14 protein-coding genes and 1 tRNA gene are annotated in these 12,462 nt (G+C 49.9%); 3 read left to right on the top strand and 12 right to left on the bottom strand.

From position 1 onward, the window contains the following. Positions 1 to 5: 5 nt before the first annotated feature. Complete coding sequence (locus tag AC2IAX_RS09505; RefSeq protein WP_494387301.1) at positions 6 to 467, top strand: type II toxin-antitoxin system VapC family toxin; 462 nt, start codon at positions 6 to 8, stop codon at positions 465 to 467. Positions 468 to 727: 260 nt separating this feature from the next. On the opposite strand, the gene egtD is transcribed toward AC2IAX_RS09505, so the two are convergent. From egtD to AC2IAX_RS09450, 11 genes are all read right to left on the bottom strand, one after another. Next, positions 728 to 1,738 (bottom strand): L-histidine N(alpha)-methyltransferase, encoded by a 1,011-nt coding sequence (gene egtD / locus AC2IAX_RS09500; RefSeq protein ID WP_494390344.1) that lies wholly within the window; start codon positions 1,736 to 1,738, stop codon positions 728 to 730. 47 nt (positions 1,739 to 1,785) lie between these two features. Next, positions 1,786 to 3,294 (bottom strand): 5-histidylcysteine sulfoxide synthase, encoded by a 1,509-nt coding sequence (gene ovoA / locus AC2IAX_RS09495; protein ID WP_494387300.1) that lies wholly within the window; start codon positions 3,292 to 3,294, stop codon positions 1,786 to 1,788. Positions 3,295 to 3,757: 463 nt separating this feature from the next. Next, complete coding sequence (locus tag AC2IAX_RS09490) at positions 3,758 to 4,420, bottom strand: Na(+)/H(+) antiporter subunit B (protein ID WP_494390343.1); 663 nt, start codon at positions 4,418 to 4,420, stop codon at positions 3,758 to 3,760. After that, positions 4,420 to 5,151, bottom strand: a complete 732-nt coding sequence (locus AC2IAX_RS09485) for a DUF4040 domain-containing protein (protein ID WP_494387299.1) — start codon at positions 5,149 to 5,151, stop codon at positions 4,420 to 4,422. The genes AC2IAX_RS09490 and AC2IAX_RS09485 overlap by 1 nt, the downstream gene beginning before the upstream one ends. Then, entirely contained in the window at positions 5,148 to 5,444 is a 297-nt protein-coding gene (locus AC2IAX_RS09480) for a monovalent cation/H(+) antiporter subunit G (protein ID WP_494387298.1), read from the bottom strand. The genes AC2IAX_RS09485 and AC2IAX_RS09480 overlap by 4 nt, the downstream gene beginning before the upstream one ends. 2 nt (positions 5,445 to 5,446) lie before the next feature. Then, positions 5,447 to 5,701: a hypothetical protein gene (locus AC2IAX_RS09475; RefSeq protein ID WP_099531615.1), complete on the bottom strand. Its 255-nt coding sequence runs from the start codon at positions 5,699 to 5,701 to the stop codon at positions 5,447 to 5,449. Positions 5,702 to 5,758: 57 nt separating this feature from the next. Continuing rightward, positions 5,759 to 6,145, bottom strand: coding sequence for a Na+/H+ antiporter subunit E (locus AC2IAX_RS09470; protein WP_494387297.1), 387 nt, complete (start codon positions 6,143 to 6,145; stop codon positions 5,759 to 5,761). After that, a complete protein-coding gene (locus AC2IAX_RS09465) occupies positions 6,139 to 7,749 on the bottom strand; it encodes a cation:proton antiporter (RefSeq protein WP_494390342.1) in 1,611 nt (536 codons plus the stop codon). Before AC2IAX_RS09465 ends, AC2IAX_RS09470 begins: the two co-directional genes overlap by 7 nt. Before the next feature lie 437 nt (positions 7,750 to 8,186). Beyond that, the gene (locus AC2IAX_RS09460; protein WP_494387296.1) at positions 8,187 to 8,525 is read right to left on the bottom strand and encodes an NADH-quinone oxidoreductase subunit K; all 339 of its coding nucleotides are present in this window, start codon (positions 8,523 to 8,525) and stop codon (positions 8,187 to 8,189) included. A gap of 535 nt (positions 8,526 to 9,060) precedes the next feature. Beyond that, on the bottom strand, positions 9,061 to 10,380 hold the full coding sequence (locus AC2IAX_RS09455; protein WP_494390341.1) for an ABC transporter substrate-binding protein: 1,320 nt from the start codon (positions 10,378 to 10,380) through the stop codon (positions 9,061 to 9,063). A 634-nt stretch (positions 10,381 to 11,014) separates the two neighbouring features. Continuing rightward, positions 11,015 to 11,104, bottom strand: a tRNA-Ser gene (locus tag AC2IAX_RS09450). A 102-nt stretch (positions 11,105 to 11,206) separates the two neighbouring features. On the opposite strand from AC2IAX_RS09450, the gene AC2IAX_RS09445 reads away from it, so the two are divergent. Both AC2IAX_RS09445 and labA read left to right on the top strand, forming a co-directional pair. Beyond that, entirely contained in the window at positions 11,207 to 11,386 is a 180-nt protein-coding gene (locus AC2IAX_RS09445) for a hypothetical protein (protein ID WP_494387295.1), read from the top strand. A 162-nt stretch (positions 11,387 to 11,548) separates the two neighbouring features. Then, positions 11,549 to 12,067 carry a low amplitude/bright protein LabA gene (gene labA, locus AC2IAX_RS09440; RefSeq protein ID WP_099531612.1) on the top strand — a complete coding sequence of 173 codons (519 nt, stop codon included), beginning with the start codon at positions 11,549 to 11,551 and terminating at the stop codon, positions 12,065 to 12,067. Positions 12,068 to 12,184: 117 nt separating this feature from the next. Here the strand turns inward: labA and AC2IAX_RS09435 are convergent, their stop codons facing one another. Further along, the gene (locus AC2IAX_RS09435) at positions 12,185 to 12,400 is read right to left on the bottom strand and encodes a hypothetical protein (RefSeq protein ID WP_494387294.1); all 216 of its coding nucleotides are present in this window, start codon (positions 12,398 to 12,400) and stop codon (positions 12,185 to 12,187) included. Positions 12,401 to 12,462 lie beyond the last annotated feature (62 nt).

The raw sequence follows: 12,462 nt of genomic DNA, 5'->3' as shown, positions 1-12,462 counted from the left end.
CTTGAATGATCATTATCCTAGATTCAAATATCCTTGGATTCCTGACTAATCAAAACTCGCAATCAAATATGATTCGCCAGTGTCAAGAGTGGCTATATAAAGTGGTATCTCGCGGACACTTGGTCTACTCATCGGATATTTGCGATTACGAACTGAGGCGCGAGTTACTACGAATCAATAGCCAAGAAAGTATTCAAGAGTTGGATCGCCTCCGGGCAGAAGGATTAATCACCTTTCTGACAGTTGATATTCATGACTTAAGGATAGCGGCTGATCTTTGGTCAAACTCTAGAAAAGCGGGAAAGCCTAATAAGGATCAGAAAAATATTGACGTGGACTGCATTCTGTCTGCACAATGTCTCAATCTGAAGAAGCAATTTCCTGGTCATAGGGTTGTGCTTGCTACTATGAATCTAAAAGACTTTGAAGAGATGATTGATTGTGCATTGTGGGCAGATATTGGATAGCTTCTGATAACTTTAAAAAGAGGGTCACAATTTGAAAATGAGTGCTGTATTGACTCTATCAATTCTGGCCAATTAAAATGAATTGAACGTTAGTTCGAGTTAGCGCCACCATGCTCACTGATAGAAAATAGAAAGTTGAGAGGACAAATATTGACCTGCCCTCTCAATTTAGAAACTTCAAGAAAACAAGATGCTGACTAATTGAAGTCCCAAAGGAAGCTCATCTTCTATTTTTGCCCAGGCAATAATCGTGGTGTTGGTCAAAATTTTGTTGCTTGACACAACAGCAGTCCAAACCATTGCTGCGGATCGCTCCAGGTTTTGACGGTGGTGAGGCCGCGCGCTGCGAGTTGTTGGGGCAAGCGATCGAGCCGGAACTTGCGGGAAATTTCCGTCAAAATCGACTCGCCTGCTTGGAAGTTCACGGCAAAATCCAGGCGATCGAACTGCACTCGGCAATCGCGGTGGCAATGGAGATACATCTCAATTTGCGAGTCTGCGGTGTTATAAACCGCTTCATGACTAAAGGCATCGAGATCAAAATTTCCCCCAAAACGCCGGTTCAAATGGGCCAGCATGTTCAAGTTGAAGGCGGCCGTCACTCCCTGAGCATCGTTATAGGCTGCCTTGAGGATTTCCAGGTCTTTTTCAAGGTCAACTCCTAACAGGAAATAGTCACCGGGCTTGAGCGATTGGGCCACACGATCGACAAAGCTGTCGAAGTCTGCGGGGGAGAAATTACCCATCGAACTGCCCAGGAAAAACAAGAGGCGCGATCGCTCATTGCTGTGGGCTAAATAGTCCAAAGCTTGGTCATAGGTTCCCAACAGCCCCTGGATCCAAAATTCGGGATATTGTGATTGCAGTTGCACCACGCTGCTATGCAAAATGCCGCCACTAATATCCACCGGGAGATAGTGGCAAGTGTCGGGGCGATCGGCCCAGAGCGATCGATAGGCATCCAACAGTAAGCGAGTTTTGGTAGAACTGCCGCTGCCCAATTCAATCAGCTCATGGCTGTCGGTGATCGCAGCAATTTCGGTGGCATAGGTTTGCAAAATCCAAGCTTCTGTACGGGTTGGATAATATTCCGGAAGCTGGCAAATGTCCTCAAAGAGTTGCGATCCCCGATCGTCATAGAAATACTTGGGAGACAACTGCTTAGGGGTTTGGCTCAAGCCTTGGATCACCTCTGCGCCTTCTGGGGCGGCGGGTGCGTGGCTGTGATCCAAAACAATGATCGCTCCCGATCGAATATCCGCATCAACCATTTCAGCGGCGTTTACAGGGCGCGATTGAACAGACGAAGACCGGCTTTCTAGTGGCATAAATCACTTGTTCCTTGGGCAATCCGAAAGCCCACATGTTGATAGAAATGAGGTCGGAACCAATTGCGATAGGATGGCAGAGCCATAGAGCCATTGGTGGCCCAAGAACCACCCAACATCATGCGGTGATCTTCATCAAAAAAAGGTGCTGACTGATCCTCATAAAGGGGATGAGGTTCAAAGCCCGGTAATGGATTAAAGGCATCAGCAATCCATTCCCAAACATTGCCTCGCAAATCCGCAAGCCCTTGGGCGATCGCCCGGTTTGCATTCACGGCTCGGGGCGAGATCGATTGCCAGTGCAAATTGGGAGGCAATTCAGCAATGGGGCCTGAGTTTTGCCCAAAATCTTTCCCGAAAGCTTGCCCAAAATCTTGATCTAGATCTTGGATTAAAGGGCGGTTGAAGTGGGAATCTGTTGGCTGATTCCAAGGCTGAAAATCATGACTTTGAGTAGGGTTTTGTGCCTCTGTGGTTGACCACTGCAATGCACGATTCCATTCCGCCTCGCTGAGCAGTCGCACGCCTTTACCCTTCCAGCAACAGAAGGCGATCGCCTCGTAATAGTTCACCTCTGCGGGCCAGGCGAGGGGTAAATCACATTCAAAAAAGGTCGATCGATACCGGTAGTGATCTCCTTGCGGAATCCAAAACTTGGGATGGGAAACCTGGTAAGTTTCGCGCCATTGCCAACCCTCGGCTGACCAGTAGGCGGCGTTTTGGTAGCCACCGGCTGCCACGAACTCTTGATACTCTTGGTTGGTGATGAGGAACTGGCTCGCCCAAAAGCTGGGCACTTCCACTTCTCGGTGGCCATATTCACTATCCCAACCATAGGTGTGATCGGCTGGGGATTTGCCAAGGGTGACTGTGCCGCTAGGAATCAGGCGCATGAAATTTTGCGGCGCGGGCAAATCCGTTGGGGCGATCGACCAATCGGCCGGACATCGCAGGCGATCGAGTGGTAATTGGCGCAACAACATCGAAGAGGTTTCAATGTGAATCCGTTGATGTTCGATCGCCATCAACAGGGCCCAAAGGGGATGTTTGGGGTGAATAGGCAGTTCAAAATCAGCAGTTAAGATGATTTGCTCGATCGCTGCCTTCACCCGATCGCGATAGTCCCAAACAGCCGCCACTTCTGGCCATTGAATTTCGCCAATGACGGCATCCAATTCAACAGCAGTGTTAGGGTCAACCCCGATTTCAAACAACTGCTCATAGTCCGGGTTCAGCCGTTGCGACCACAGGCCAACTCGCACTAACTTATTGACATAAAAAACCGCTGAATGTCCTAGATAGAAAATCAGCGGGTTGCGTAGGGGATCTGGTCGTAAATAAAAGGTGGCTGGCTCTGCCAAACTGCTTAGCAGCTTATCTTCTAAAGCCCAGGCATCCTGAAAATAATGCAGCAGTTCCTGCGAGCAACAACGGTCTAACCGTGGCACAGTTGGGGCTGAATTCATCCGAAGGTCAGCCGGATTGGTTGCAACAGTCATATGGCTAGATCACCACGACGATTTCAAATGATCTGATCTCCAATGGTTTTAGCATTGGGCAATGGCCCGAGCCATCCCTTGAAAATCAAGACTGAATTTTCCCCATTGCGGTCAAAACCGATCCAGAAGGATCGGTTGAGGTCGCTTGCTTTGCAGTGAGTCTTGCCTAATTAGGATTTCAATGAGACAAGGGCAAAGGCTTGGGGAATTGTGTTCCCATCCTCAGTCTGATTTTGGATCCTGAAGGGGAACTTCAGCAATTCTTCAGCGTTATGGGATCCATTTCTTCACAAAGTGTGATTGAACATTTCTTCACAGAGTGTGATTGAAATTCCCTTGAAGAATCGCTGTCAGCAATTCGTTTTACAGATCATGTCTAAGCACCCCTTCCCAAGGTCGATCGGGGCGGCCAGCAGCATCACAGAAAACGATCAGTCAGATCACTCAACTGTAAAAGCCAAACCTAAAACAGTCCACGGTAGCGTATAAAAACTAACAACGCTGCCCAGGATCCCAAGGCCACTTTCACGGCTACTAGAAAGTTTAAAACGGGCAATAAACCGCCGCTGGCGAGGGTTCCTAACTCACCGTGGGGCAATTCGTACCCAATTAAGGTGATGACAGCCAAGGCGATGAAAACAAGGACGGAAATTTTTTCCCAAGTTGCAGCTCGCCAACGCTGATAAAGATTCTGCATCCAGTCCGGTGAAGCGGTAATGGTCACTAATCCGATCGCAGTGCCCCCCGCCACACCCGCTGCAAAGCCACCTCCGGGGCTGAGGTGACCGCGAATTCCTAGCTCGATCGCGACCAGGGCAGCAATCGTGGCCCCTAACCGCGCCAGCACGATCGAGGGCTGATCCACCAATCGTTGAATTGAGCAGGATGGATTTTCATTGGCCAATAAAAATTGCGATCCCATGATTGCAATTGTAAAGACCACCACCTCAAAAATGGTGTCGTATAACCGATTGCGGAAAATGATCCCCGAAACAGCATTCGGAACCCCGCTGTCGGTCACCACCGCCTGTACAATTTCAGCCCCAATCACATCTGGTGCGTAGTTGGGAAACAGCACCATTTTGCAATAGAACGCTAAGCCTGCCAGTACATAAATCCACTTAATCATGAGGGTTTGCGCTCCTGGGTGAGGGTGACGTTGGCTGACGAATCAGTTGATAAATTGGCTAATAAATTGGCTGACTGATGCGCTGACTGATAAGTAATGGTGGCCAAGTCTGACAGGGGCTTTTCCCGCATAATTTCGTAGAGCCGTTGAACGCGGGTGATGAGTTGTGGCTTTTCGGAATTGGGCTGAGGGGTTGTTGAATCTTCTGGGGCACTTGAGAGACCGAATGTTGGCGCATAAATGGCATGAACTTCCCGATCGCCCAAGGCTCGCTGGAGTGCCGTCAGGCTGGGATAGGGAACCAATTCAATGCGGAGGTAAAAGGGCTTGAATGTATTTGCTAAACATTCCACGACCGTGGGATCTAATTCCGCATTGGCAGACTCTTGGGTTAAGTCAGGTGCGTGGGTTTCTGGGTCTAAATGCAGTAAATGAGGCGGAGTAACGATAGTTGGATCTTCTAGATATCCCAACTGCAAAACTAGGGACGATCGCACGGCAATTGCATACAGTGTAATTGCCAGCAATGTGCCCATGAGTGCTTCCGTTAAAGACACATCAGCAGCACCCAAAATCGCATAAACAGCCGCCGCCAAAGCGCCCAAAATGCCACGGATCACCAGTGCATGGTAGGGATTCGATTGAAAAATCACCATCGCTGCCGAAAGTGGCAACAGCGCAGTGATCACATAAATTGGCAAATCATTAACCCAGTTCAACTCATTCATGGTTGGTCTCCGCTGGTGGAGCAGTAGGCCAAAACATAGCCCAACATGGTGTTCCAAACGGCCAAACAAATCATGGCTAAAATGAGCAATGGCCACTCATTGGGAATCTTTAATAGCAACCCAAACACGATCGCCAAAGATCCCAAAGTGTCCGCCACCGATAAGCCGTGCAATTTAAAAAGTACCGATCGGCGGGTGAGTAATTGTGTTGTGCCCCAAAACCAAAACACCATCCCACCCACTAAACAAACATTGCTGATGCCATCAATCAAAGGCATTTCCGTCCAGGTCATAATTAGGCTTCTCCCATTCGTTTCAAAACGTTAGCCAGCAGCATTAATCCCGCATTGCCCACGCTCAACACAATCACTGCTACAACCCCGATCGACCAATCATCGCGCTGCACCGAAACCAGCAAAATGGCGATTGAAACCTTGCTGGAAACACTCGATAGGGCCAACATTTTCTGCCAAACGTCTTCCTCCGTGCAGGCCTTATAAATTGGAATGAGTAAAGCCAAAATAGCCGCAATCAAAATGGCATTGGTCATGGTGAATTGAGCAACCTGAATCACGACGTTGAGCAGTCACGGTGAAGCAATCAAAACCTAGGGATCAATTTTGTGAACGGCATAGCCGGTTTTTTTGTCGTATCGGCAAACGATGGTTTTGGGGGTGAAGGTAATGAGAAAAATGTCTAAGAAAATCAGTTGAGTTGATCGCCGCTGAGGAACCTGTTCCCAAACAATGCTTTCCCGATGATGGGGACGGAGCATGATTTCAATGGATTCGATATAGGCCATGGGAATGGCAGTTGCGATCTTCCAGAAAATGGTGAGCCAATCTTTGAGGCGATCGGGTGCAAAGGACTGACGCGGCAAGAGCACAGCGACCACAATCCCGATCGCGAGGTTGACCCCGCTGCCATCGGCTGTTAGCAACAACCAAATCAGAAGGCGAAATAAAATAATTGCGAGCCGGCCGATCTTTACCATGACAATGCCATCCAAAACAGCACAACAGACGTTAAACTCATGGCCCCCACCAGGTGATCAAATTCTTCGGCCACCTGAGGTAATTTCACAGTGCTTTGACGAATCACAACCCAATAAACCAGCCAGCCTGCGGCAATGGTGAAACCAGCTTTACTGGCACTATCGATCGTGTAAGCGGCCCCATAAAAACCATTGGCGAGTACCAAGCTGACGAGCAGTAAAGTCACTGCAATCCAAAGCCCAGAATTAGTAGTGGTGGCGGCTGTTTTGGGTTCCAAATGGGCGGCACTTGTGCCAGCAAAATCTAGGTTTTGGGTAGCCAAACCTGATGTGGCTAATGCTGAGCTAGCCATGGCGGCTATTTCGGGTTGCGGCAGAGCATGGGATGTGATTTGGCCTGCCCCTTGGTCACTGCCGATCGCCTTGCCAAAGGATGGGAATCCATGGGGTTTGAGGAAGATGAATTTCGCAAAGGAAATGGCTGTTCCGATCGCGGCTGCATTCATCAGCATGGTTTGCCAAGGTTGCAGTTCTTTCAGGGTTAAAGCCTTGGCCGCAAAACCAGCTAAAAGAGGCAACCCAGAAATCGACAAACTAGCTAGCAGCAAGCCAACCCAAAGGGTGCGATCGATCGTTTGGCTTTTTAAAACTTTGAAGTTGCGGCTGGGCAAAGAACCCGCCAATAAAAACAAACAAGACTTCACCAAGCCATGGGTAAGGGCATAGAAGCCACCCACCAAGGGCGCGGCCAAAACAAATCCCAATTGCGAAATGGTGTGAAAGGCCAACATTCGTTTGGTGTCCTTTTCAAACATGGCGTAGCTAACCCCTAAAAGGGCTGTTGCGACCCCAAAGATTCGGACAATTAAGTCCAAATCATCAGACACCAAAGCACAGCGCAACAGAGGTAAAATACTGGCTTTAATGGCGATTCCCGAAAGCAGGGCTGAAACGGAGGTTTCTGATTCTGAGTGGGTGAGCGGTAGCCACAAACCGGAGATAAAAACCCCACCTTTCACCAACAGTCCTAAAAAGATGAGGGCGATCGCCTCCGGCGGAGCCTTGGCAAGACCTGCTAGGGCAAAGGAATGTTGATGTTGATAAACGGAAACTGCCCCCACCAGGTAAAACAACATGGCAGCATTGCTAATGAAGAGATAGCGCAGGGCGACCCAAATGGAGCGATCGCTGCGGGGATAGGCAATTAGCAAAAAAGCTGCAATGCCGCTAACTTCCAGGGCAATATAAATGCTGACTAAATCAGCGCAAATAAAAGCCGCATTGAGGCTGCCATGGAGCATTAACAATTGGCTGTAGAAAAATGCTTTCTTGGAACTTTGCCAGGAGTAGCACAAGACTGCGAGGGTGACGATCGCATTGGTCAAAATGAAAAAAGCCGCCAGGGAATCGGCAACCAAAGTCACCCCAAAGCGATCCAAGAGGGTCAGCGGCAAGGGAGCATTGGCGGTGAACAGCAGCCCAGCGTAAACGGCTGAGGTGACGGCAACCAGTAGGGACAAGACGCGATCGAGCTTGGGCAGCAGGGCAATCGTAAATCCCACCATCAGGGAAAAAACAACCCAGCCAACGGTTAAAGGTTCCAAGGTAGAAGATGCAAGCATGGTGGCTTCTGGGGGTGGTGAATGAGCCAGCAGTGGGCTATCAGCGACTCGATCCAGGGCGGGGCTAGCTCAGGACGCGATCGCATCCTGAACCATTGTTGAGCCATTTGGGATGCTGAGAATTGACGGAATTTGGGCGGGCAACGCCGCTCAACTCAGCAAGCATTTGTGGAATGATGAATGGTCAACGGAACAGTTAACTAAGGGATAGATTCAGACTTAACTCAAAGTTAATTTGCACTTAAACCTGAATCCATAAACGACTCAATCAAGAGTCATGAAATCAGAACCAACTCAAATGAGTCAATCGGGACTAATTTCAACAGAGTTAACTTTTCAGCGGAGTTAATCGAAAATTAATTGCCAGTTGACCTGAGCGCATTCCTCACTGAGAGCCAATTGGAAAATCAGCGAACTGCCTATCGCTGATTATTTTTCTCAATTTCAGCCGTTTCCAGGGTTGGATTATCCCGCGCTAACTTCATCACGCCCACCAGCATCAGCGCTTGGATGGAAAAGCCAATCACGATCGCTGTCAAAATCACCGCTTGGGGCACTGGATCCGCATAGGTCACATCACGGGGAGGTGATTGCAAAATGGGTGTAAATAGACCCGATCGCGCCGCTATGAGCACATAATAGGCAATAACACCTGTGCTCATCACATCCATTGAGACAATTTTCATGACTAGATTTTTCTTCAAAATCATGCCGAAAAATCCTAATAAAATAGTGGCAAAAACAAATCCTTCTAACATGGCTAGTTACTCTATGGCGAAAGGCATTTGAATCAACAACTCTGGAAATAAATCAACGTAATGAAAAATTGCCTAGGGCAGACTGATTAGCACAAGGGGCACAAATTGCTTATACAGAACAATTTGATCCTATTTTGACGAAATGCTTAGACAGAGAATTCAAAAATGGTCAGGCTGATGCGAAACTGCTAAGGCCCATCTAGCCCATTGGATGAGTGTGTTGCTGTCACCAGATAATTCAATTACTCTTTTTTAGTACTGATTTAACGACTATACTATGGAGCGCTTGAGGATTGATCGCCTTGGTCAATTAGAGACTGACATAAAAACTTAATTGTTTGATTGAATTTTCCTATTTGAATCTGAACCGATGGGTGCTGTTTGGAAAGGAGCAGGGACAGGAAGCACGCAACCGCAATCAATAGGGCGATCGAGTGGCCCATTGCAGCCTGCTCGATCGCCCCGGTGGCACTGAGTGCCGAATATTATGAAGTTTGATGAAGCTTGATTGGGTGCGACGGAATTCGATCGCCCCCTATTGCAACTTCACCTTGCCCTTAATCGAAATCTTGCCGTCACTCTCCACATTCCAAACGTCGTAGTTCCCCACCACGTCGCCGTTCTCATCAATGTCCACGTTGCCGCTTGCGCCCTGGTAGTTAATCTTCTTGCCCGCCTTCAGCAACTCCAGCCCCTTGCAGACATCGGTAACCGCTTCCCCGTCGCCGCTCGACACTTCCCGAATTTTGCTTTGGATGCCTGTGCCCGTGTTTTCGCCGGCCGCTTGGGCTGCCAAGGCCATCAACATCACCGCATCCCAGGTTTGGGGCACAAAAGCGGCGGGGGCTTTGTTCAGCTTCCGTTGCACCAACTCTGTCAGGGCCGTGAGGCTTTCGCCGTCGGCTCCGGGCACTGTCCCGATCGCCCCGGCCACAATCGGTTTTCCATCGGATCCCATCCCCACCTGTTTGGCCAGGTCGTCGGTCTTCATGCCGTCCGTCAGCATGATTTGCACCCCCTTGCTCAGGCCTTGCTCATAGGCCGCCTTCAGCAACAGGGCCCCACTTTCCACATAAAGAATCGCCGCCACCGCGTCGGGTTTTTGGCTGAAGGCCGCGTTCACTTCCGATTCAAAGGTGGCCGCCTTGGGGTCGTAGCGGGTGGGTTTGGCCTCATTCACCACCGTGCCGCCCAGTTTTTTGAACGCCGCGATGAATTTTTGCTCAAATCCCACGCCGTAATCGTTATTAATTACGATCGTGGAAACCCGCTTGTGGCCCCGCTCAAAGGCTAGCTTGGCCAACGCTTCGGCCTGGTAGGTATCCGGCGGAGCCGTCCGGGCCCAAAATCCTTGAAATTCACCCTTTTTCGCCCGTTCCGTGAATACGGGGCTGGTGCTGCCGGGCGAAATCATCATCACCTTGTTGCGCACGGCCACATCCACCGCAGCGCCGGAAACACTGCTGGCAAAGGAGCCAACTACCCCGGCCACCTTGTCCACTTCCACCAGCTTGGTCATCCCTTCCACGCCCACGGTCGGATCCGTTTGGTCATCGGCCAGCACCAGGCTCACGGGTTTGCCGTTTACGCCTCCGCAGGCGTTAATCGTTTCCACGGCCAGGGGCAAAACTTCGGACATGGGCTGCCCGATCGACTGCAAATCACCTGTGGTGGGCAACAGGGCCCCCAACTTCAGCCCATCGGCAGGCGCGGCGGCTTCCGGACTGTCTCCGGCGGGGGATGCGTTGGGCTGTCCGGCACAGGCTCCGAGCAAACTGGTCAAGGCCGCCACGGCCATCAGGGCTGGCCAGGTGCGACGCGGCTGTCTGGCTCGCGAGGTCAATTGTGGTTTCATGGGGTCGTGATGCTCGGGCATCGCAGTCATGGTTATTCACTCCTCAAGAATTGGAAAACCCAATGCGGCCTAGTCTTAGCCCGTTCTGGCTCGATCGAGCAAATCGATCGCCCAGGAGCCTCGGCCCTGAGTTTGCTCCTGGGTTGATTAGACTGGTTGATCAGACTGGTTGATCAGATGGGTTGATCAAATCAGGGGCCGGTCTGAAGCCCGGGTGGATCTAATCTCTCAATCTAATATTCAAATTCCATCTCTGAAACTGATCTCTAGACCTAATCTCTAGAATTCGTCTCTAGAACTCATCCCTAGACCTAATCTCTAGAATTCATCTTTGCAATCCATGAGTCTTCAATTTGCTTATGAATTTCATAATCGCCCGCGAGGGACATCTGAAAAGTATCTTTGGAGACTGGCAAAGCACCCATAAGCGTGGATGCAAGGCATTTCAGCCCTTTACCTGTGTCGATCGACCACGGATCAATTCTGGCTTTTCAGATTTGGCTTTTCGGGGATCCGCTCAAGCCGATGGATTTTTAAAAATATCTGTGACTGATGACTATTTTAATCGGGGTTAAACAGTCGTTGGCAGCCGTGATTGAAGCGATGCAAACTCTGATGCAAAGCCTGTTCAGAACGGAGAGAGAGGGATTCGAACCCTCGGAGAGTCTAAACGACCCTCAACAGATTAGCAATCTGCCGCTTTCGACCACTCAGCCATCTCTCCAGAAGGCGCTGTGTTGACAACGCGAGCTACATAGTAGCAGAGTTTTTTTGATTCTGTGAAGGGTTTTGGGAACAGTTTCACTTTTTTTGTTTTCAGGGAGCCATGACCAGCGGCGATCGCCCGATCGCGTTGAGTTCAGTTTCGGGGCGCGGTGTTCTCAGCGGTGGCCTCAAAGGATTGCTTGTGGGGGCGATCGGGCGATTCGGCCCCTCGGCGGTTTGTGTAAAAGTTAAGGAATATGTAAAAGTTAAGGAATATTATGAAGTGCTAGGCTCAAATTAGGCAGCTCACGGCGCGATCGCTCCCGCTGTATCGGGGTCTCAAGCATCAGCCAACCCTAAACCTCAGCCAGCCCCTTCGTTAGACCAAGCTGCCATACGCTAGCGTCTAAATCCCTAAACACTTCTCAAAACATCTGAATCAACCAGCTAGGCTTCCTTCTCTATGACAATTAATACCGCCCGTCTATCCATTTTTGTGGATGGCAACAATATGTTTTATGCCCAGCAAAAGAATGGCTGGTTTTTCGATCCTCGGCGGGTTCTTGAATATTTCACCGAACCAGCTAATGTGCAATTGATTAATGCCTTTTGGTATACGGGGCTGAAGGATCCTCAGGATCAACGAGGATTTCGGGATGCATTGATTAATCTGGGCTACACGGTTCGCACCAAACTGCTGAAGGAATATTACGACGATAAATCCGAGCGCTATTCCCAAAAGGCGAACCTGGACATTGAAATCGTGATTGATATGTTTAACACGGTTGATCAATATGATGCGGTGGTGTTGTTCAGTGGCGATGGGGACTTTGAGCGGGCGATCGAGCTGTTGCGCTCCAAAAACACCCACATCACCGTGGTTTCCACCGAAGGCATGATCGCCCGCGAGCTGCGCAATGCGACCGATCGCTACATTGACCTCAACGACATCCGCCGCAAAATCGAAAAGTCAGATTATTAGAGGATTGACGGTCAGCCAGTGATCGCAATTCATGGATCAATCGATCAATTGCGCCAACTGCTCTAGACAAGGGGCTTAGGGCCCGTCGTCGTTTAGCCCGAAACCCCAGATCTGCCGTTAGCAGACCGTGGGGGACAAGGGGCTTAAGCCCCTTGTTGTGACGATTAGGGTATGGAAGATCAACCGCTTCAGCATCACCTTGAAAAATGACGACACCCCCTGATCCCCTTGCCCCCTGAGTTTGGGCTGTGAGGTGGCATCAGGGCCGAATGGTGAATCATCCCGATCGCCCCTTGCGCGATCGGCAGCCAAAATCGTTAGAATAAACCCCATGGGCGCAACCTAAATTTAGCGTTGCGCTTTTGCATTTTTGGTTGTCCCCTATGAAAAGTTGT

The organism is Limnothrix sp. HT2024 (assembly GCF_059138625.1).
This window is presented reverse-complemented; position numbering and strand designations above follow the sequence as displayed.